Genomic DNA, 21,469 nt, shown 5'->3' with positions numbered 1-21,469 from the left:
CGAACCCACCGTTGATGATTGGCAGCCTATGAAGCACTTGGCATAGCGCCACGGGCTTGGTTGTCCGCTATCTAATCGGTAGGAGGCGAGCCTCCTACAAAAGAGCCATCAGCTAGAACTATAGGCGTTGCGGTTCTGTCACTTCGAGTGCTTCTGAACCTTCTTAAGATTATCTGAGTAAGTCATAATGCTAAAAGTAGCATTTAATAATACGTTGGGGTTGAAGCTTATGTCTTCCGTGCAGATATATAGAATCTTCAGTTTACTTTAACGACTTGCTATTTATAAAAGGAATTACCACGTATGGATGAGATTGAAGTACAACCCGGGCACATTGTGGCTACAGATTTTGGAGCTTATCAACACTGGTCTTTAGCGACTGATCGTATCGGCAGTGATGGGAAATTGATGTTAATTTCTGCTACAAAAAGGCTTGGAACTGTTGCCGAAGAGCTTTGGGATACAGTTACACAGGGGCGAAGAACTTACGTTATAGCCGTAGATATTCAAGATCCTCTTCCGGTTGTGTTACAAAGAGCACGTAGCCAAATAGGTCAGTGGAAATATAGCGTTACATCTAAGAACTGCGAACATTTTGCTAAATGGGCTGGAGGGCTTGACGTTAGTTCTACTCAAGTTAAAGCCGGTGTAACTGGAGCGGCTGTCGGCCTTGCAGGGGTAGCTCTATTATCTGAAAACCCTAAGTTAATCAAATTCTTAAGTGGGGCTCTTTTGATTGGAGGTGCTGCGGTTATGGCTGCTAAAGCTGTGGAGCAGCAAAAGAAACCAGTCAAAAGCTAGAGGTTATTGAGTTGGCGTTGGTTGGATTTCATCCAGTCCCTTATAGCGACTATGCAGCAAGGTTATAACAGAGAAGTCCAGAGCGTCCCCACACAGTTATCCACAGGATTTGTGAGTAACCATTTGGCTGCCGTCACTTGTGATATAGCGCCAAAGAGAATATCTGCTCTTAACCGCTCAGCCTGTTCCTGGTTGAAATAGGTGCAGCTAATCAGTCGGGAAGAGTCATTCTTTTGAAAATGGGGTCGTAAAATTCGACACCCATTGTAGGGTTCTTGCTGTTCTACAGGGATGCGGTTTAGATTCTGCCGCTTAGTCGGTGGCTTTGCCCTCTAATACAGCAGAAGGCAGAACGTTAAGCTTGGTTAATGTCTACCAACTCGCCCAGTTCGTAACTTTCAATAGTAGGGTAAGTACCACACCATTCAGATAACGCTTGTTTCTGGTTCTCTGTTGGGGACTCATAGCGCTGTTGAGAGAGTACATGTCCCTGAATGCCATCAGGATCTGAGTAACCAAAGTAGGTCAGCCCCTGCTTTTCAAGTTGGTCAACAAAGCTCGCAATGAATGCGTCCAGATCACTCTCTTTGCTAGTGGATAGCTTTACATGTATCTCAAAGAGATTAACGGCAAATTCACCTAGGTACAGTTTTTTGCGTAGGCGGCGGTTGTGCTTATTTCGTACTTCCATTATGGATAGTCCTTATGAAATTGTATCAGTGTGGTGGATGAGGTTTGTGGAATAAGGCCGCTAGACTAGGCGATCATATGATCTGTTTAACGCTAGTTGTGCCCAATATGAACCTTGAGACTAAGCCTTTACTCTACCCGCTAATAAAAATAGGAGAGGTAGAGTAAAGGGAAGGTACGAACAAGTCCAATACTCAGTTTTTTTAGCGAGCTAAGTATGGGGCTGTCGTGTCGGGGTAAATTCCACATCCGTCATATTTATGGATGTCGTTTTTATTTACCCTTCCTCATCTTATAAGCAAGGAACGCTTTGTAATCCAAATGCGATAGATCGATATCATAATCAAGCTGGTCGATTTCGGATTTTAAACGCTCTAACGAGACTTGTTTGCGCCCATACTTGGCGGTTTGTTGGCTGAGTTCATGGCCTACGATGCGAGAAATTAAGGCGACTTCAACGCCGATGGAGTCGGTCATCGCGCCAATGAATGTGTGCCTAAAGGTATGTAGGTTTTTCAGTTTGGGATGATCAATGTGGCACTCTTCACGGTAAGACTTCATTTTACCGTTGCCGTTAAACCAATCGCTGGCTTTCTTCGCCCACTTATTTTTTGTGCTGTAATACAGGCCCTCAAACAGTTGCTCTGCTGGCCCGACTTGTTGTTTTCGTTGTGCCACAAAGTCTAGTGCGTATTTCGGTGATTGCGAACGCTTGTTTCGGTTTATTCCGAACACCTGAACCAGCACTTTTTCTCTTTCCCTATTTTTACTCTAAGTGTTCGGATTGCGCCAGTTTTCTCATTGACTCTCCTCCCAGTTCTATTCGATGACTATTGTGAACTAGACGATCCATTAGAGCGTCTGCGACGGTGGCGTTGCCGATCATGTTGTGCCACTCCTTGACAGGTAACTGACTGATGACGATTGTGCTGCTGTTTTGGTAGCGGTCTTCAAGCACTTCTAACAAGTGACCAGCATGCTCTTGAGTCAGTTTTTCCATCCCCCAGTCGTCTAGGATAAGCAGGGCTTTTTTAGCGAGAGACTGAAGTTGCTTTTGATAGCTACCATCCAGACGACCTGCGGTCAGATCATCAAGCAAGCGAGTTAAGCGGTAGTATCTGACGGTTTGCTGTTGGTCGCAGGCGCTGGTTGCCAGAGCGCAACCAAGATAGGTTTTTCCTGCACCTGTTGGGCCTGTAATCAAGATATTCTGGTGCTTGTGCAGATAACTCCCCGTCAGAAGTTCGCTCATCTGTTTGCGATTGAGGTTTCGTCCCTCCTTGTAGATGAGTTGACTCGGTTGCGCATCCACTCTCAGCTTAGCTTGTCGTTTTAAGCGTTGTATTTTGCTCTGATTACGGTTCAAGATCTCGCTTTCCAGAAGCAAGCTTAACCGCTCCTCGAAGTTCAGCTCTGCGTAAGTGGTCAGTTGCTCTTGTTGCTGCTCTAACGCTTTCGCCGCATGGCTCAAGCGGAGGCTTTTGAGTTGATCATTAAGTGCGTTCATATCTTTTCTCCTAGTGATAACAGGTCGGGCCTCGAACATTGCTGTGAACAAGGTTCGGCGTATTCGCTTTGTCTTTACTCAGTTGCCCTTCACGATTGTTCTTGAGTAGATTGTTGACGAAGGTGTAATTGGGTTTTGTCAGCATCAGTGCATCTTTACAGGCTTGCTCTAGGCGCGATTCACCATGGGCTTTGCTTAGGTTGAGTAACCCCAGACAAGAACGATAAGACTGCTCTGGATGAGGCTTGGAGTTAAGCATCTTATTGACAACTTCTCGTGTGGCTGGGCCGATATTGGCTCCCCAGTTGAGTAAGCGTCCAGGCGACCACTTTTGATGTTGATGATGACTCGGCATGTGCTCTGGTTGAGTGCTGTTTCCGTGCTCCCTTTGGCTACGTGGGTGCTGAGCGACCAAGTTACCTTGATGGTAGATTTGCACCAAACGGTTGGAAGCTTCCAGTTCGACATGATGGCCAACAAGCTGATGAGGAACCGAGTAGTAATGGCGGCGATATTCGATGTGATAATCAGGCCCCACTTTGGCTCGTTTGGTTTCGGTATATAGGTATCGCTGCTTAGGCAGTGGCTTCAATGCAGGTTTATCGAGTTTGTCGAACAGCGCTTTACGACTTGCACCATACTGTTTCATCTCACGTTGATTTAAGTCATTCATAAGCTCACGGATGGCCAAGTTCAGCTCTTTGAAGGTATGGAAGGTTTGGTGTCGTAGCCGCATCATGATCCAACGTTCCACTAGGAGCACGGCATTCTCTGCCTTGGCTTTGTCTTTCGGTTTGTAGGGGCGAGCAGGCATCACAGCAGTTTGATAGTGATTTGCCAGTTTTTGATAGCTGTCATTAAGTCTCGGCTCATAGCGATTAGCTTTGGTGACCGCGCTACGCAGGTTATCGGGAACCAAGAGCTGTGGTACACCGCCGAAGTGTTCGAACACATTCGCATGCGCCTCTAACCAGTAAGACTTACCTTGACTAGGGAAGGCTTCAACATAGGTGTAATTTGACGCGCCTAAGGTCGCTACGAACACTTCGGCTTCGCGCACTTCACCTGTATCAGGGTTGACGACTTGAAGCCGAGGCCCACAGTAATCGATAAACAGCTTGTCACCTGCAACATGGAGCTGACGCATGCTGCGCTTTTGGGTTTTGAACCAGCGAGTGAAGTGCTCGCAGAACTGAGTGTAAGCGTAAGCCTGCTCTTGATATTGCTCATGGTATTCCTGCCACAACAACATCTTTGTCATGCCTTTACGCTTGAGTTCGACAGCGTACTGAGCGAAGTCTGGCATGACCTTGTGTCGACTGGCTTTCTTCGAATGATAAAGAGCTTTAGTAAGGTCTGTATCACTGCAACCTTCTGGGAGAGGCCAGCCTATCTGACTTTGCTTAAAGCGAGCGACAAGTTCTGAGACTGTTGCAAGACTGACATTGAGACAACTGGCAATACTACGGTAGGACAACCCACACTCGTACTTAAGGCGTAATACCTCTTTGATTTTGTTCATTGGCGTTCTCTTTTTAGCCATTGTCGCTTCCTTACGTTCTTTTTTAAGAAGTAAAGAATAGCGAGCTATTGATTTAAAAGAGAAAAAGGAAGGATTTCGGGCATTCCGAACGCGGTTTTCGCTATTCCGAACGCTGATTTCGGAGTTCGCTTAAAAGTGTTCGGATAATCGCGGAATGTGCGTTCGGATTAAACCGAAATAGGTGTTCGGGTCATACCGAAATGGCTGTTCGGAATGCTCCGAAATACGCAGTCTAGGAATCCTAGCTCAATAAGGGTTTTGTGAATTGGGACTTTACGTCTTGATGAGTCGGTTTTTACTGATTGGGTTTTATTGCCTTGCTCGTCAAACTCGTTCTTGATGTGTATGTAATGGATAGGGGCTAGGGCTTCCTGTGAGTCTTTATTGGTCTTTTGGATCTCTTGCTTGATATCGCGGACCTTTAGCTGGCAGATCTCATTTAAGCGTGCACCTGTGTACATCAGTACAGGAATGAGCCAAAAGTGATAATCAAATAGGTTTCTCGCGCGGTCGAGCGTTACTTGAGAGTATGGGTAGCCTGCGTACAGCTTTTTCAGATCTTCTTCGCTGTAGACCTTATCTTCATCTAACTTTTCGGTTTGCTTGAAGATGATCTGAAGATCCTCTCCGAGGTCTTCGGGGTTATATTTTTTCCGTTTCGCGTATTTGGCCAGTTGTTTGAACCGGTCGAGTATTTTTTTCGCCCGCGATGGATGAATGGTTGACGCCGTTGCTGAGTTTTTTGCGCGACCGTCTTTCAAGGTTAAGAGCTTGTCTCTGAGCTCTTCAGCATCATCAAACGTCAGGGTGTAATAATTAGTCTCTGGGCCTAATAGCTCGACGCATGTTTCGAGCATTTGGATGTGTTCTTTCTGTGTTTGGGCGTTTGCTTTGAGATTGGTACGCACTTTATTTTTGATGTAGACATCGAATACAAAGCGAACCGGATATTCAGTGTCCTGATTATCCGGTCCATTGCCACCACCGCCGCCGAACCGCTGGAGTATTTTGGTGGCTTGTTCGAGCTCTAAGTCAGGATTGCCGGGGTGATTGATGGTGACAGGGTTACCGTTAACTTCAATAACGATCTCATTACTCGGGGCTACGTGGCGGCGTTTTTCGCTATAAGTCGTCACAGTGACGGTGTTTTCGCGCGTTTCTTCCACCGTCTCTCGCTGTGAGGCTGTTGCTGCAGCTTCAATGTCGGGGAGGATGAGGTTAGATAGCTCGTCTGACATATCCTTGTCCTTAACGTGATACTTGAGAATGAGTTCTTTGAACTTTAGCGTTACAAACTGCGTAATGTTGATCGCTGTGTTAGTAAAACTGTCCTTGTTGATACAGTCAAGTATCTGAGGGAACTGGTATCTCAATAAGCAGGATAGGGTGGAAGCTTCTGCTTTGTCAGTCGTTTTGAGTGAAAGGCGGATATCCCGCGAGCTCCGCGTGAACTTGGTGAGCACGGGTTTGGGTATTGTCAGCCGAATGTAGTAAATACCGGACGGACGACGAAAAAGATGTGGTGTATGTGCAGACATAAAAAAAGCCTCGAGTGGCACACGGAATCGTCCATTGTGCCACTCGAAGCCTTTAGCAAGTCTTTGTTTCTTTATAAAACAAAGACTTATAAGCGTATGGTGGGGTGGCGTCTACTGAATAGTTTTTGTAAGTGATTGATAAATATGGATTATGGTTTTTGTTTTTGCTGCAAGTACCCCCAGAAGTACCCCCTAATAATCAGTGTTAAAACTAGGAGAATCTGTGAGGAGATTTTGTTTTGGGTCTTCCTGCTTTAAATCATAGGTAATTATGATGAACCAAGGTTTATGCTTGATTCAGTTGGTAAAGGGTATATGAAATCCACTAAAAAGCCTGTGAGCAAGTGCTAGCCTTAGCTCTACAGGCCAGGTAGTTAGGAATTTGAAAACTGAATTAGGGACTTATTCGTACCCTCCCTAGGCTTATAGCATAACTTCAACACTAAGCTAAGCCGAGTTAGGTATTTACTTTCTCAACCTCTTGTCTTAAAAGAGAGGATAGTTTTGCCACCTTTTCTCCTATGTCATCAACAAGTTGATCGAAGCTTGGGACAGACGACGGATCCTGTTTTTCATGAGCATCATTAAATTCTTTATGCCATTTATTAATAAGGTCGACAATTGATTTCAATACGTTCTTCTCTTCCTCGGTGGCCCATACCTCAAACTGTAATTTGCTATTTCTTTTGATATAGCTGTCTATTTTAATACAAAAATCAGTATAGTCGTCAGGTGATATAGGAACGTTTCTTCCTGCTTGCGCTTTTAGAACTTTTAAGATTATGTCATCTCCTGCTTCCAAAATAGTTGATAAGTCTGCTACAAGTCGTGACATTTGCTTAATTCTCTGCTGTCTTACCGCAAGGGCCCTTGTGGACTTTGTTTGTGTAATCAGTGTCAGCAGAAAGCCTAGTGCTGCCGCGATTACGGAAACAGAAGTTGCTATATCAAAACCAAATTGAATCTCATCCATCAATATATCCTTTGAATATCTAACATCATTCTTCTCCCGTTAGGGAGACGTTTATGACTTTTTCTTTCTTTTTTCGCAGTGAAAAAGGTGACTGGATCACCAAACACATACGCATTGATTCAAAGAGATAGGAGTGTTTGAACAGACGTGAACTTTACGAAAACGAGCCATTCCTTTGCTCAATATAACCAATCCCTGTTATTAAATAATATATTGCTATTCATAAATATCAATAGCTTAAAGTTTATTTTTTCTTATTCAGGGCAAGAAACGCGCTGTTTAGGTCGAATTAGCAGTTTTTCCATGTCTGCGGTAAAGGTGCTTCTAGCCTTTCTCGAGGTATCGACAAGTTACACTTGTTAGGATATCTACGATTAAGTAACCTTCGATGATTTTAACGGAACTGATCAAAATTCAACCAAAAAGATTGCCTGACAATCTGAAGCGGGCAAAAAGTTGTTTGCTAAAATTGCGTAGCGTAGCCAACGGTTTTGTTCCGACTTGAAGCCTTATATAGTTAATTCCTTTCTGTTTTTTTGTTAGGAGGTTTTACAGTGCTGTTGTTTTATATTGTGGTTTTCCAGAAACCAATCTTAATTGATTAGTCCAACAGTTGAAAAGATAAATAGCGGAAAATGGCGTTCCATTTGTTGTTATTTTTTCTGTTGATTTAGAAAATAGCTCGTTCCATTTTCTATTGCTAAATATCTTTGGATCATCAAATGCTATTAACAAAATAGTACCATATGAATAATTTTTTTTAGACTTACCTTCATATCTTGAGACGATTGAATCCGCAAGCGATCCAATATCTTCATCAAGATTAACGGTTCCTATTGTTGCTTCTATTTCACCATTTCTTCTTTTTATTTCACCTGAACATGGTGAGCATCCTTTCGAAAAAAGTAGTTCTGAGCGCAAGTGGTCTTCGTGAATGTAACCAGCGAAAGTTAATTGGATTTCAGCTTCTAGAGATTTAAAACCTGTGATTATAATTTTTCCATCAGCACGCCCGCAATTTTCAAATCCTTCAACTAGAACATCAAGGCCAGGTTGTTTAAAGAAAAGAGCAAGACGGCTCAGAGGATATAACTCTTCTAACAATACTTTACCTTGTGATTTTTTAAGATGAAAATCTTCATTTGATAGCTCCTCAATTCTTTTATCAATTTTTATAGCATATTCAAATGCAGAATTACTCATAAGAAAAGCTCCTAACAATTTATTATTGGGCCCAGACAAGCTCTGTCTTGTAAGGCATATCTATATCTATATCTAGGGAAGGGTAAAAGATGTATCGAAGCAGTCGTAAGTATCAGAAATATTTGACTAAATATGGAAAGGCAGGGCTGCTAGAGAGGAAAAAGGATCAATGGTATTCATCCTGAATATCTGTCTTAAGTGCCTAGCCGAGCTACACAGGCTAATCAAAATTATAGACTACATACGGGTACTCCAATTACCACCTGAATTAACTATACCCTAGTAGCCCTATTGATGACTACATCTGCTGTTTTTCTTTGCTTTACTCGAGAGTGAACCACGGTATTTTTACGTCCGCTTTAGACGCACGGTAGAGCTTTAGAGTGGATCGTAAGTAAATAAAATTACAGTTATCTGCTAGGGCTAATAATTAGCCCCTGCGTTTCAAAACTCAAGGGGGGATGCGCTGGTGGCGTACACTGGATGAGCGGCCTTTAGAGCTTGTCTGATTTTTTAACATTCCTCAAAAGGGGGCAGCCGGTCAGACATTTCTGGTCAACGCATTAATAATGTTGCCATCCTTAATGGTTGTTTTTTGATGCTATAAAAGCGAATAATTAATGACAAAAACGTTCAAGTTGCTTTTTGTTTTGAGGGGATGGGATTGGCAACCTATCGTTGCCACCTGACTCTAAACTCTCTGCGGGTCTACGCCCTCGCAGTGAGGTCATTTCCTCCAATAGAACCTAATGAGGGGTAGGCTTGAGATGCCCACCATACCCCGTCAGATAACGTATACGAGCTGATAACATAGCAGCCAATGTCATTGGCTACGCATTAGTAAAATATTCATAAGCGCGCCCACATTAACGCTACGCGCCTATGATTTGCCTTGCTCCTATATTGCGCTGTGCTGATGCCGTGGTGCTTGCTGGTATTGGCCTTGGGCCTTGCTATCCGTTGTGGTGATCGGTGTGATATAAGGCTGTCTTCTGTGGCTCGTTGTGACGCTTTGACTATTGTTGAGCTGCTGTTTGATCTTCTTCAGAAAAGTTAGACAGGTTAATACCCATCATGCGGCACCGATCAAGAAAGCCGTTGCCTAGTACCCATCCCCAATCCATTCTAAATTTAATGTGACTGTTATCAGGCTTTGATACTGCAAGGTTTGATTGATCCAGCGCGAATCGATCAGCCGCTTTTACCGGTTCTGGTTCGCTCTTTTTTAACTGATCATTGGTAATATGATATGTGGGAGATTTTTCCCTACCTTGTGGGGATTTTTTCCCGAGGTAGTAGAGATTCTTTTCCCTACCTTTTTTGGTAGTTCCTGCTGTTGGTTCGTTGTGGTTGGGCTGGTGTGTTACTAGCGCTGCTTAGTGTTCAACGCTGTTCTTTCTCCGTTCTGCAATCGTGACATGTCACGTACTGTTAACAGGCATTTGATCTTATATTTGCTGGTGGTCAGGTGTTGCTATGGTAATCAGATAAGACTTAGCCACTATACTTCATTGATTTTTTTAGCTCTCCCCATTCAGCGGGTGGCGGTTTCTTTGGTGTTTTGTTTGGTCGGTTAGAATTGAAACTGATAGCCGTTTTTTGTTTTAGTTGTGTGTCAGCTTCACTTATAGATTCTTTTATAGGTTCTTTTATAGATTCATATGACATTCTGTCATGGGTATTTGGACAGTTTGTCATGGGTTGCGCCAATTTGTCATGGGTATTTGGACAATTTGTCATGGGTTCAGAGGTCGAGGGGTGACAATTTGTCATGGGTTCAGAAGTCGAGGGGTGACAATTTGTCATGGGTGCAGAAGTCGAGGGGTGACAATTTGTCATGGGTGCAGAAGCGGGATCGGCCGCTTTAGCTGGCTTGATGTTAAGCTTATATCGATGGCTTTTACTTCCTCCACCAGCTTTAGTTATTGAGATATAACCCAGCTCGGATAGATCATTAATTGCCCTTGTAACCGTTCGTCGGCTCATACTCGCCATTTTGGACAGGCGATCAATGCCCGGCCAGCACTCAAGATTCTGAAATTTCTTGTTGTCTTTCACATGTTGAGCTAATGCTATGAACACCATCTTTTGGCTGGATGTAATATCAAGCTGCTGCTCAAGTATGTGATCGACTGTTTTATAACCCATAAATAGAACTCCCGCCCGGCCTTAAAAACGACTGGGGTCGGTTTGTAGCTGTTGACCTATCGTGCTTTATACGGCCTATAAAAAATAAAGAATCTTTATCTTTGATGGGTACCAATATTGAGGTGCCATAGGCGCACATAGTCGGTATTGGTTTTTGACATCATGCGGCTTTCTCTCTTTCGTAAAGAGCCACCAGCTCCAATGCCTTGTTACGGCTATCCTCCTGAAGGGTGTACCGAGTGAACCTAGAGTCATACAGCCCGTATTTCTCAGACTTTCGAGAGAAGGCTATACCATGCTTGTTAGACAAGGTGCTGATCGTTGAATGAAGGCAAGTTTCTCCATATATTTTGTGGGCCTCTGGCTGAATCAGAGAGCGCGTTAATAGTAGTTTTAGTGCTACAATTAGCTTCGTTTGTTTTTTATAGCTGGTGGCTCCTGTGGCGGGAGTTGCTAGCTTATTCATCGTTACACCCTCCCTGCTTCTTCTATGCGTTCTTTGAGCCAGTTTTGTATATCCTGCTCTACCCAGCCAACCAAGCGGCCACCTAAAGGTACCGGCTTAGGAAAGGTTCCCTGTTCGAGTCTGGAATAGATAGTGCTTCGGGATAGGCCCACCAGCTTTTCAACTTCGGGGCGGCGTAAGATGCGTATGGTCATGCTCGAATGTCCTGCTTCGTTATCGGAATACAGGGCTATAAAAACATGAGTTTCCAGGGGGTGTCTGTTAACGTAAAAAATATTTTTCAAATAATTTTGTAATGATTGGCTTTTTGAAAGTCAGTCGATAAGTTGTTAAGCCTTTCTAAAGTTGGCTGTAATGATGTTTCCAGCTAATGACTGTGTTTTTAGCTGATCCAGATAATCAGCCCATTTCTGCATCATCTCTGTTCGTTGCTTTAAGTGCTTGGTGCGGTTATAGGCTCGCCCATTAGCGTCTTTAACAGCGTGTGCTAGCTGTTGTTCTATCCATTCCACGCGAAAGCCTAATTCCTCATCGAGAAGTGTTCTAGCCATTGCCCTGAAGCCGTGAGGTGTCATTGTCTCGTTGTCATACCCCATTGAGCGCAAAGCGACTCTAACGGCATTTTCAGACATACAGCGGCTACGACCACGGGCTGACGGGAAAATAAACTCTCCGTTACCCGTGATTGGATGTAAGGTTTCCAGTATTGCCAATGCTTGTTGGCTTAGGGGAATGATGTGCTGCTGGTGGGTCTTCTCTGCGGTGATCTCTATCCGTTGCTCATCGTGGTTAATGTCGTTCCACTTCATGCCGCGCAACTCGCCAGGGCGGCAAAAGAACAGGGCTGAAAGCTGAAGAGCGGCTTTAACGGTATAGGTGCCGGTGAAGGTATCAATAGCCACCAGCAAGCGGCCAACGTCTTTTGGTTCGGTGATCGCTGCAAAGTGACGTTTAACTGGGGTTTTCAATGCGCCTTTCAGATCGGGGGTGGGGTCGCGTTCAGCTCTGCCGGTAGCAATGGCAAAACGGAATATTTGGCCAGCAATCTGTTTGGTGCGGTGTGCGGTTTCTATTGTGCCGCGCTGCTCAATCTGTCGAAGGGCGTCAAGAATGATAGGGGCGGTAATGTCTTTGATAGGGTGGTGGCCGATAACAGGGAATAAATAGGTTTCAATGCTGCGCTTAACTCTTCGCTGGTGGCCTTCGCTTTTGTCTGCTTGCTTGGTATTGAACCATTCAAGGGCGATAGCTTGAAAGCTGTTTTCAGTGTTGAGCTTGTCAGCGGCCTTAAGTGCTTTCTTTTGAGCTAAGGGGTCTATTCCATTGGCTAGCTGTTGTCGCGCCTCGGTGCGTACCTCTCTCGCCTTGGCTAGTGTGATATCAGGATAGACGCCGATAGATAACAGTTTTTCTTTACCATTGAAGCGGTACTTCAAACGCCAGTACCTACCCCGTTAGGCTTAACCAGTAAATATAAGCCTTTCTCGTCAGTGAGCTTATAGCTTTTATCTTTTGGTTTCGCTGCTTGAACCTGCTTGTGAGTAATCGCCATAACTAACCCATTCCTTTTGGTTGGGGGTATGCCGTTTGGGGGTACCTGTTTTAAGTACCCCTAAATACCCCCAGAAGTACCCCTTGATATGGGGGTATTTTATGAAGGTTGATCGGAACCCGTAGGAAAGAGAATAGGCACGAAAGTGAGGAAATTCAAGGGCTTCAGGCATAAAAAAAGACGCCCTAGGACGTCTTCGTTTATCAATTTGGTGGAGGTGGCGGGTTTCGAACCCGCGTCCGCCAATCCTCTGCCTCTAGATCTACATGTTTAGACACTTCTACTCAGTTAACCCAGCACGGCCCGAAGGTCAGGGCGTTTAGGGCGAGCCTCTTTAGTTTTAACCCTTCGTCTTGAGACAAAGCTTCCGGGCGATTCTATCTCGAATGACACTGCAAAATCCTCTAGTTATAGACACCTGAAGGAGCAGCGCAAGCAGACTTAAGCTGCTAGAGCGTAGTTATCGTCGTTTGCAACTATAACTGTGTAGTAATTGATTTACGTGATTCACTACACTCACGACATGCACCAAAGGGTTCGCAATCGGCGTCGAAGCCAAGTCACCCCCATAGTATTTCCGACCACACATTATCTTAAGAGTTCTATTGCAGCAACATCGTTAGATAATTATGTAAGACGGGCCGGCATTATAGCCGGTTTACAGCAAGAGTATAGCTTTACCGCAATAAAACGTTATTTTGCCGCCAGTACGCGTTGCTTCTGACGGTTCCAGTCACGCTCTTTTTCAGAATCCCGTTTGTCGTGCTGCTTCTTACCCTTGGCCAATGCGATTTCACATTTTACCCGGTCGTTCTTCCAGTAAAGGGCGAGTGCGACACAGGTGAAGCCTTTCGCTTGAACTGCGCCGATTAGGCGATCAATCTCACGCCGATGCAGCAGCAGTTTACGCTGTCGAGTAGGTTCAGCAACAACATGGGCTGCTGCAGTTTTAAGTGGTGTAAAATGGGCGCCAACGAGCCACGCTTCGCCGTTATGTAGAACTACATATGAGTCTACAAGCTGGCCGCGACCTTCGCGGAGGCTTTTTACTTCCCATCCGGTGAGAGACAGTCCAGCCTCGAACTTAGTATCAATTGCATACTCGTGTCGGGCTTTCTTGTTCTGGCAGATGGTATTGCCACTGGTTTTTGCTTTCTTCTTTGCCATGGAGCGGGATTATATAGAGCGTTACAGTTCAAGGAAAGAGAATTGAGCGACAAGAGGCGTTGTTGTTTACCTGGTGTTGATAAAAGGGCTTTTTTGGCAGCGGTTAATGTGAATCATTGAATTAGGTGGCCAAAATATGGACAATGCCGGGCTATTTAGTGCTTTGAGTGAGTGCTTTCTATTCGTTGTTTGAAATATCCGTCTACTTGAAGAGATTTACATGAAAGATCGTCAAAATATTCATGGTTCGTGGGCCAGTCGCTGGGTCTTTATAATGGCTGCGACCGGTTCAGCTGTTGGCTTGGGTAATATCTGGAAGTTTCCTTATATCGCAGGTCAGAATGGTGGCGGTGCGTTTGTGTTGGTCTACCTCGTATGTATTTTAGCGGTCGGTGTGCCCATCATGATGGCAGAGGTGCTGGTGGGGCGCCGTGGCCGTCAAAGCCCGATCAATTCGATGCGCGAAGTGGCGATGGAAGCAAATCACTCACCGAAATGGGCTTTGGTCGGCTGGGTTGGTGCGCTGGCGGGTTTTTTGATCTTTTCGTTTTATTCTGTGGTCGCCGGTTGGGTGTTGGCTTATGTTGCAGCGATGGCTAACGGTGATTTTCTGGAGATCGGCAGTGATCAGGCCGGTAAAGTGTTTAATGAGTTGTTGGCCGATCCGCAGGCGTTATTAATCTGGCATACGGTGTTTGTGGTGCTCGTGATGTCGGTCTTACTGGGCGGCGTTAATAAGGGCCTCGAGCGGGCCACTAAGATCATGATGCCGGCACTGTTTGTGCTGTTGTTGTTACTGTTGGGCTATTCGATGTCGTCTGGTTCCTTTGGTGAAGGGCTGGATTTCCTATTTCATTTCGATCCCTCTGAATTATCATGGAATGCGGTATTGGTGGCTTTAGGCCATTCGTTCTTTACCCTGTCGTTGGGGATGGGTTCGATTATGGCGTATGGCTCATATATGCCGAAGAGTGCCTCTATCGGCAGCACAGTGTTGACGATTGCTGCTCTGGATACAGTGGTGGCATTGGTTGCAGGGATGGCGATTTTCCCGATTGTTTTTGCTAATTCGTTGGATCCGGCAGCAGGCCCAGGGTTGATGTTTATTACTCTGCCGGTGGCGTTTGGTCATATGCCGGGCGGTCAGGTATTTGGCTTTCTCTTCTTTGTACTGGTTGCGTTAGCGGCTTGGACCTCGGCAATATCGCTGATGGAGCCGGGTGTTGCCTGGATGGTCGAGCGGTTCGGCCTGAAGCGTGGGCCGGTTTGTATTATGTTGGGTCTAATCGTATGGCTGTTAGGTATTGGGGCGTTGAGCTCATTTAACTTTGGCAGCGATATCTCCCTCTTGGGGATGAATATTTTCGACTTCCTTGATTTCATTACCGCGAATGTCTTCCTTCCGTTCGGTGGCTTGTTTGTGGCCCTCTTTGTCGGTTGGGTTTTGACTCAGCGTATTAAACAAGATGAGTTGGCGATTGCGTCGCCGGGCGTTTATCGGGCTTGGTCTGTTATGATCCGTTATGTGGCACCACTCGCGGTGGCGGTGATCTTTATTTTCAACCTGATCGACAAACTAGGTTCATAGCATGACACAGGTAGACCGGAGCGCATTGGTGCTCCATACGGCAGAACAGATGTTCGATCTCGTTAATGACGTGGAGCGTTATCCCGAGTTCTTACCTTGGTGTTCCGGTAGTACCTTAATCGAGTCTACTGATACGACCATGCAGGCAACGCTGCGGGTGGCGAAGGCGGGTCTTAAGTACAGCTTCACCACCCGTAATGAGATGGAGCGTCCTAACGTTATTCGTATTGCGTTGGTTGAGGGGCCCTTTTCGAGTCTTACCGGCGAGTGGACGTTTAAAGCGTTGAGTGATGAAGCCTGTAAGGTGAGCTTGAGTATGCAGTTTGATTTTTCAGGCAGATTGGCCAACCTGGCCATGAGTAAAGTCTTTAACCAGATGGCAGTGACCATGGTTGAGGCCTTTGTTAGCCGTGCTGATCAGGTGTATGGCTAAACATTGAGTAGAGAATAGTCGAAGGTGACAGGCATGATAAATGTTGAGGTGGCATTCGCCTTGCCGAATGAGCAGAAGATTGTTTCATTGCAGGTGGAAGAAGGGTGTTCAGCTTATGACGCGGTGGCGCAATCGCGCATTGCCGAGATTTTTCCTCAGATTGATATTGAACATGATCCTATGGGAATTTTTGGTAAGGCCATTGCTGACCCAAAGAATTATATTCTCAAGCCTGATCAGCGCGTGGAGATCTATCGTCCGTTGATTGCTGACCCAAAAGAGGTACGCGCCCGCCGTGCGGCTAAAGCGAAAGCAGAACGGCAAGGCTAGTGCTAAACTGAAACGACAAAAGCCAACACGGGAGGTTGTCCGGTGTTGGCTTTGATAGTGCAGAATGGAGTTACTGCTGAGGTGTAGCACCAGGGCGGAAATCGCCAGCGAGGCCAGAGAGTTTACCGCTTTCGTCAAACAAGACTGTTAGTGTCTGTTGTGTGATGATGCCGGTTTCGCCAGACTGATTACGGTAGATGTAATCCCAACGGTTGCTGTTGAAACTATCGGTAATCAGCGGGGTGCCTAGCACGTAACGAACTTGGTTTTGAGTCATTCCGGGGCGAAGTGTATCGACCATTTCCTGAGTGACCACATTACCCTGTGGAATATCGATCTTGTAAACACCAGGGAATTCAGAGCACCCGGTTAGTAAAATAGCAGTGATAACGCTAATAAGAATTTTTTGCATTAGTAAATGACTTCCACTTTCGCGTATAAAATCAGATAATTGAGAACGCAAGTCTAACATTCGTTTAGATAAACATCATAGAGAAAGATTATGGGACTTGAAAATCAGGAATTACGTAACGCAGGATTGAAGGTTACCCTGCCGCGGGTAAAAATTTATCAGATTCTTGAGAAGGCTGGTGAAGGTGATCATTTCAGTGCTGAAGATATTTATAAGCTTCTGCTGGAACATAACGAGGATGTTGGGCTGGCCACCGTGTATCGTGTACTCACTCAGTTTGAAGGCGCCGGGCTGGTGTCCCGCCATCACTTTGAGGGAGGACATTCCGTATTTGAGCTGACTCAGGATGAGCAGCATGACCATATCGTCTGTGTGAAGTGCGGTAAGGTGCGGGAATTTAGCGATCGTCGGCTGAAAGAGCGTCAGGATGAAGTTGCTCGTGAATTGGGATTTAAAATCACTGATCGTACACTGTACCTATATGGTGAGTGTGCCGATGGTTGTGAACCGAAGTAATCTTAAAAAGTAAGAATAACAAAACCTTAAAAAAACCGGCATCGCCGGTTTTTTTGGTGTTGAGTTTAGCCATAAGGCTATTAATAGCACCGCGCTATTTCGAGGCCGAGCATCTCGCGGGCATGATCCCGTGATGTTTCGGTGACATCAATACCGCCCAGCATCCGGGCCACTTCACCGATCCGTTGATCGATGCTGAGTGGGTCGATATGGGTAATGGTTTTGTTTTTAACGGTTTTCTTGCTAACGAATAGGTGCTGATGCCCCTGAGATGCGACCTGAGGCTGGTGAGTGACCACCAGAATCTGATTATTTTCGCCTAACTGTCTGAGCAAGCGTCCGACAACTTCAGCAATGGCACCGCCGATACCGACATCAACTTCGTCGAAGATTAGCGTTGGTGTGCTAGAGGACTGAGCTGTAATCACCTGAATCGCCAGTGAAATGCGTGATAATTCACCACCAGAGGCTATTTTGTTTAGTGGGCGAGGCGGTTGACCGGCGTTGGTGGTGATCAGAAACTCGACCTCTTCGAGGCCGTGGGCATTAAGTTGGTCTTTGGCATAAGGGGTCAGCGACAAGCTTAACTCGGCAGCGGTCATACCTAGGCTATGTAGCTGCTTATTGACTTCATTTTTGAGGCTCGATGCGGCTTTGTGACGAGTTTTACTGAGCTGCTTGGCGCTGCTTAGAAATGCCTGACGCGCCTGTTCGGTTTCTTGATGCAGTGCCTCTAAGGCTTGGTCTGACATGCTGAGGCTTTCTAGTTCTTGTTGAATGTCTTGTTGGAACTGCGGTAGTTGCTCGGGCGGGATACGATGTTTGCGCGCTAAATCAAAGATGGTGCCGAGGCGTTCTTCGACGTCGGCTTGACGGGTTGGGTTAAGCTCAACCCGGTCCATATAGTGACTGATCTCCTGCGACGCTTCTTCTATCTGTATCTGTGCGCTGCTCAGCATTTCGATGGTTTGTGTCACAGAAGGGGAGGTGCCTTTCATCTTGCTAAGTAGGTTTTGACACTGATTTAGTAGGCTTAGGCAGCTTACTTCTTCGCCGTCGCTGGTGAGCAAGAGTATTTGCTGACCTGAATGGAGAATATCTTCAGCATTGGCTAGGGTGCTTTGCTCTTCAACCAACTTCTCATATTCACCCTCATCGAGGGCCAGTTGCTCTAGTTCTTCGGCTTGGTAGCTTAATAGCTGTAAGCGAGCGGTTTGCTCTTCATTCTGAGCCGATAACTGATGTAGGCGATGATTCAGGCTGTGCCAGTGACGAAATAATGTACGGGTTTTGCTGGCCAGTTCGCCTTTGCCGGAGTACGCATCGAGAAGGTGCCGGTGATGATCTTTCTTTAGTAGTCGCTGATGTTCATGCTGGCCGTGAATTTCGATCAAATGTTCACCGAGTTCACGGACCTTATTAATAGGGCAGGGGCTGCCGTTAATATAGCTACGAGAGCGCCCTTCGCTGGTGATCACCCGGCGAAGTATGCACTCGCTATCGTCTAGCTCTTGGCTTTTTAGCCACTGTTTAGCCGTGGGGATATCGGTTATATCGAAGCTAGCGATAATTTCAGCCCGTTCCGCGCCTTTGCGCACTGAGCCCATATCGGCGCGATCACCAAGGGTAAGGCCGAGTGCGTCGAGCATGATCGATTTACCGGCACCGGTTTCACCGCTAACCACGGTCATACCCTTGTCTAGTTCTAGGTCGAGTTGTTCAACGATGGCGTAATTGCGAATATTGAGTTGAGTCAGCATGGCCTCAAGCCTGTGTTTTTATACAGTAGTTAATATATAAGCCAATAATTACCCTAGCGCAATCAATAACTACTCCTTTGCATAAAAAAATCAAAAATAACCACTTGAATCCTGTTGGCTTAGCCCCATATAAAGCTCAACAGAAAATTCACATATCAGATGGTTGGAGAAAGTGATGGCAGGCGAAGATAAGACTCAGGTTGACGAGCAGCAGCCGGACACAGTAACGGATGCGGTTGATGCAACCGCAGCCGCTGACGAAACCGTTGAGCCCGCCGCTGAAGGCGCTACCGCAGCCGAGGTTGATGTGGACGCATTGCAGCTTCAATTGGCGCAGGCTCAGGATCAGATTTCCGAACTGAAAGAACAGGAACTCCGGACCTTAGCCGAGATGCAGAACGTGCGTCGTCGGGCCGAGATGGATGTTGAGAAAGCGCATAAGTTTGCGCTGGACAAATTTGCCAATGAGCTGCTGCCGGTCGTGGACAGCTTGGAACGGGCAATTGAAGCATCTAATAGTGATGATGAAGCGGTTGTCGCCCTGCGTGAAGGGGTTGAGATGACGCTGAATATGTTTATCACTGGTTTGGGTAAATTTAAGGTGGAACAGCATAACCCAGTGGGTGAAGCGTTTAATCCTGAATTACATCAGGCAATGTCAATGGTGCCGAACCCCGATGTGCCGGCTAACCATGTGATGGCGGTGATGCAGAAGGGCTATACCTTGAATGACCGCTTGATTCGTCCAGCGATGGTGATTGTTTCTAAAGGTGCTGAATAAGTCAGGCCTTGAAACTGATAAATATGCACCAATATAGCTAGCAAGAAAAAAGAATTTGCCCGCTAGATCGGGCACAGAATGATTGGAGTGATTGAGATGGGTAGAATTATTGGTATTGACCTGGGTACTACAAACTCATGCGTCGCAGTATTGGACGGTGATAAGCCACGGGTTATTGAAAACGCAGAGGGTGAACGCACCACCCCGTCTATCATTGCTTATGCGGATGATGGTGAAATTCTGGTAGGTCAGCCGGCTAAACGTCAGGCTGTGACTAACCCGAACAATACACTGTACGCGATCAAGCGTTTGATCGGTCGTCGTTTTAAAGACGATGTAGTACAGAAAGATATTAAAATGGTGCCATACAAAATTATCGAAGCTGACAACGGCGATGCTTGGGTTCAAGTAAACGATAAGAAAATGGCTGCACCACAGGTATCTGCAGAAATTCTGAAGAAGATGAAGAAAACTGCTGAAGATTACCTAGGTGAAGAGGTGACTGAAGCGGTTATTACCGTTCCAGCTTACTTCAATGATTCTCAGCGTCAGGCAACTAAAGATGCCGGTAAAATTGCGGGTCTGAATGTTAAACGTATCATCAACGAACCAACAGCTGCTGCACTGGCTTACGGTATGGACAAATCTAAAGGCGATAAAACGATCGCTGTATACGACTTGGGTGGTGGTACATTCGATATCTCTATTATCGAAATTGCAGAAGTTGATGGCGAGCACCAGTTTGAAGTGTTGGCGACTAACGGTGACACTTTCTTGGGTGGTGAAGATTTCGACTCACGTCTGATTGAATATCTGGCGGCTGAGTTTAAGAAAGAATCTGGTATCGATCTGCACAGTGATCCACTGGCACTGCAGCGTTTGAAAGAAGGTGCTGAGAAAGCCAAAGTTGAACTGTCATCTGCACAGAGCACTGATGTTAACCTGCCTTACATCACTGCTGATGCAACGGGTCCTAAGCACCTGAATGTTAAGATCAGCCGTGCAAAAATGGAATCCCTCGTTGAAGCGTTGGTTGATCGTTCTCTTGAGCCTTGCCGTATGGCACTGAAAGATGCTGATCTGTCTGCTGCTGATATCGATGAAGTGATTTTGGTCGGTGGTCAGACCCGTATGCCTCTGGTACAGAAGAAAGTAACAGAATTCTTCGGTAAAGAAGCACGTAAAGATGTTAACCCTGATGAAGCGGTTGCGATTGGCGCATCTATCCAAGCTGCGGTTCTGGCCGGTGATGTTAAAGACGTATTGCTGCTGGACGTTACCCCACTGAGCTTGGGTATCGAGACTATGGGGGTTGCTACACCAGTGATCGAGAAGAACACGACTATCCCAACTAAGAAGTCTCAGGTGTTCTCTACGGCGGAAGACAACCAGACTGCTGTAACCATTCACGTAGTACAGGGTGAGCGTAAGCAAGCTTCAGGCAATAAATCACTGGGTCGTTTTGACCTGGCCGATATTCCGCCAGCACCACGTGGCATGCCACAGGTTGAAGTAACATTCGACATCGATGCTAACGGTATCCTGAACGTGTCTGCGAAAGATAAAGCGACCGGTAAAGAGCAGTCAATTATCATTAAAGCGTCTTCAGGTCTGAGTGATGATGAAGTTGAACAAATGATTCGTGATGCTGAAGCCAACGCTGAAGCGGATAAGAAGTTTGAAGAGATGAGTCAAGCCCGTAACCAGGGGGATGCGATGATTCACTCCGCTAAGAAAACGTTGGAAGATGCCGGTGATAAGGCAACTGAAGAAGAGAAAACAGCGATCAACGGTGCAATCGAAGCGTTGGAAGGCGTGCTTAAAGAAGACGATAAAGACGCCATCGAAAGCAAAACAGCCGCACTGACTGAAGCCGTTTCTGCACTGGCTCAGAAGATGTATGCTGAAGCTGCACAACAGGCTGAAGGTCAACCGGGTGAGCAGGCTCAAGCTGAGCCGGCTGACGACGCTGTTGACGCTGAGTTTGAAGAAGTTAAAGACGACGACAAAAAATAAGTCGGATTGAAGTGAATCAAGCTTAAATTGACAGCGCGGGCCGGT

General features: G+C 46.0%; 20 protein-coding genes and 1 other RNA gene. 7 read left to right on the top strand and 14 right to left on the bottom strand.

Annotated features, from left to right (window positions below; all coding sequences use genetic code 11):
• Positions 1–303 precede the first annotated feature (303 nt).
• Entirely contained in the window at positions 304–801 is a 498-nt protein-coding gene (locus AC0L4K_RS17170; RefSeq protein WP_473267335.1) for a lecithin retinol acyltransferase family protein, read from the top strand.
• A gap of 355 nt (positions 802–1,156) precedes the next feature.
• Here AC0L4K_RS17170 and AC0L4K_RS17165 read toward each other — a convergent pair whose 3' ends face one another.
• The 12 genes from AC0L4K_RS17165 to smpB form a co-directional block, all read right to left on the bottom strand.
• Positions 1,157–1,492 carry a 50S ribosome-binding protein YggL gene (locus tag AC0L4K_RS17165; protein ID WP_473267333.1) on the bottom strand — a complete coding sequence of 112 codons (336 nt, stop codon included), beginning with the start codon at positions 1,490–1,492 and terminating at the stop codon, positions 1,157–1,159.
• Positions 1,493–1,764: 272 nt separating this feature from the next.
• Positions 1,765–2,238 carry a site-specific integrase gene (locus AC0L4K_RS17160; protein WP_473267331.1) on the bottom strand — a complete coding sequence of 158 codons (474 nt, stop codon included), beginning with the start codon at positions 2,236–2,238 and terminating at the stop codon, positions 1,765–1,767.
• Positions 2,239–2,257: 19 nt separating this feature from the next.
• Complete coding sequence (istB, locus tag AC0L4K_RS17155) at positions 2,258–2,998, bottom strand: IS21-like element ISVch3 family helper ATPase IstB (RefSeq protein ID WP_473267100.1); 741 nt, start codon at positions 2,996–2,998, stop codon at positions 2,258–2,260.
• 10 nt (positions 2,999–3,008) lie between these two features.
• A complete protein-coding gene (gene istA, locus AC0L4K_RS17150) occupies positions 3,009–4,541 on the bottom strand; it encodes an IS21 family transposase (RefSeq protein ID WP_473267329.1) in 1,533 nt (510 codons plus the stop codon).
• Positions 4,542–4,708: 167 nt separating this feature from the next.
• Positions 4,709–6,079 (bottom strand): DUF6538 domain-containing protein, encoded by a 1,371-nt coding sequence (locus tag AC0L4K_RS17145; protein WP_473267328.1) that lies wholly within the window; start codon positions 6,077–6,079, stop codon positions 4,709–4,711.
• Between the two features lie 457 nt (positions 6,080–6,536).
• On the bottom strand, positions 6,537–7,052 hold the full coding sequence (locus tag AC0L4K_RS17140) for a hypothetical protein (protein ID WP_473267326.1): 516 nt from the start codon (positions 7,050–7,052) through the stop codon (positions 6,537–6,539).
• A 549-nt stretch (positions 7,053–7,601) separates the two neighbouring features.
• On the bottom strand, positions 7,602–8,255 hold the full coding sequence (locus tag AC0L4K_RS17135) for a hypothetical protein (protein ID WP_473267325.1): 654 nt from the start codon (positions 8,253–8,255) through the stop codon (positions 7,602–7,604).
• A gap of 1,494 nt (positions 8,256–9,749) precedes the next feature.
• Positions 9,750–10,403, bottom strand: coding sequence for a helix-turn-helix domain-containing protein (locus AC0L4K_RS17130; RefSeq protein WP_473267323.1), 654 nt, complete (start codon positions 10,401–10,403; stop codon positions 9,750–9,752).
• Between the two features lie 468 nt (positions 10,404–10,871).
• Complete coding sequence (locus AC0L4K_RS17125) at positions 10,872–11,063, bottom strand: helix-turn-helix transcriptional regulator (RefSeq protein ID WP_473267321.1); 192 nt, start codon at positions 11,061–11,063, stop codon at positions 10,872–10,874.
• Positions 11,064–11,198: 135 nt separating this feature from the next.
• On the bottom strand, positions 11,199–12,305 hold the full coding sequence (locus AC0L4K_RS17120; protein ID WP_473267320.1) for a tyrosine-type recombinase/integrase: 1,107 nt from the start codon (positions 12,303–12,305) through the stop codon (positions 11,199–11,201).
• 325 nt (positions 12,306–12,630) lie between these two features.
• Positions 12,631–12,989, bottom strand: a transfer-messenger RNA (tmRNA) gene (gene ssrA, locus AC0L4K_RS17115).
• A gap of 125 nt (positions 12,990–13,114) precedes the next feature.
• A complete protein-coding gene (gene smpB / locus AC0L4K_RS17110) occupies positions 13,115–13,588 on the bottom strand; it encodes an SsrA-binding protein SmpB (protein ID WP_417223411.1) in 474 nt (157 codons plus the stop codon).
• 220 nt (positions 13,589–13,808) lie between these two features.
• On the opposite strand from smpB, the gene AC0L4K_RS17105 reads away from it, so the two are divergent.
• Genes AC0L4K_RS17105 through AC0L4K_RS17095 form a run of 3 tightly spaced genes read left to right on the top strand, consistent with a single transcriptional unit; the run spans position 13,809 to position 15,939 of the window.
• Positions 13,809–15,176 carry a sodium-dependent transporter gene (locus AC0L4K_RS17105; protein ID WP_417223413.1) on the top strand — a complete coding sequence of 456 codons (1,368 nt, stop codon included), beginning with the start codon at positions 13,809–13,811 and terminating at the stop codon, positions 15,174–15,176.
• Position 15,177: 1 nt separating this feature from the next.
• A complete protein-coding gene (locus tag AC0L4K_RS17100; RefSeq protein ID WP_417223416.1) occupies positions 15,178–15,609 on the top strand; it encodes a type II toxin-antitoxin system RatA family toxin in 432 nt (143 codons plus the stop codon).
• A gap of 33 nt (positions 15,610–15,642) precedes the next feature.
• Complete coding sequence (locus AC0L4K_RS17095; RefSeq protein WP_417223417.1) at positions 15,643–15,939, top strand: RnfH family protein; 297 nt, start codon at positions 15,643–15,645, stop codon at positions 15,937–15,939.
• Between the two features lie 70 nt (positions 15,940–16,009).
• Here AC0L4K_RS17095 and bamE read toward each other — a convergent pair whose 3' ends face one another.
• Positions 16,010–16,351: an outer membrane protein assembly factor BamE gene (gene bamE, locus AC0L4K_RS17090; protein ID WP_417223420.1), complete on the bottom strand. Its 342-nt coding sequence runs from the start codon at positions 16,349–16,351 to the stop codon at positions 16,010–16,012.
• Positions 16,352–16,441: 90 nt separating this feature from the next.
• On the opposite strand from bamE, the gene fur reads away from it, so the two are divergent.
• Entirely contained in the window at positions 16,442–16,867 is a 426-nt protein-coding gene (gene fur / locus AC0L4K_RS17085; protein WP_417223422.1) for a ferric iron uptake transcriptional regulator, read from the top strand.
• Between the two features lie 80 nt (positions 16,868–16,947).
• Here the strand turns inward: fur and recN are convergent, their stop codons facing one another.
• Positions 16,948–18,627: a DNA repair protein RecN gene (gene recN / locus AC0L4K_RS17080; RefSeq protein WP_473267319.1), complete on the bottom strand. Its 1,680-nt coding sequence runs from the start codon at positions 18,625–18,627 to the stop codon at positions 16,948–16,950.
• A 175-nt stretch (positions 18,628–18,802) separates the two neighbouring features.
• On the opposite strand from recN, the gene grpE reads away from it, so the two are divergent.
• Positions 18,803–19,408, top strand: a complete 606-nt coding sequence (gene grpE / locus AC0L4K_RS17075) for a nucleotide exchange factor GrpE (RefSeq protein WP_417223427.1) — start codon at positions 18,803–18,805, stop codon at positions 19,406–19,408.
• A gap of 96 nt (positions 19,409–19,504) precedes the next feature.
• Positions 19,505–21,424, top strand: coding sequence for a molecular chaperone DnaK (gene dnaK / locus AC0L4K_RS17070; RefSeq protein WP_473267317.1), 1,920 nt, complete (start codon positions 19,505–19,507; stop codon positions 21,422–21,424).
• Positions 21,425–21,469: the final 45 nt, after the last annotated feature.

The sequence above is a fragment of the Amphritea sp. GJ51-11 genome, from assembly GCF_055808735.1.
Note: the sequence above shows the minus strand (reverse complement) of the source record. Positions and strands in the feature narration are given on the sequence as shown.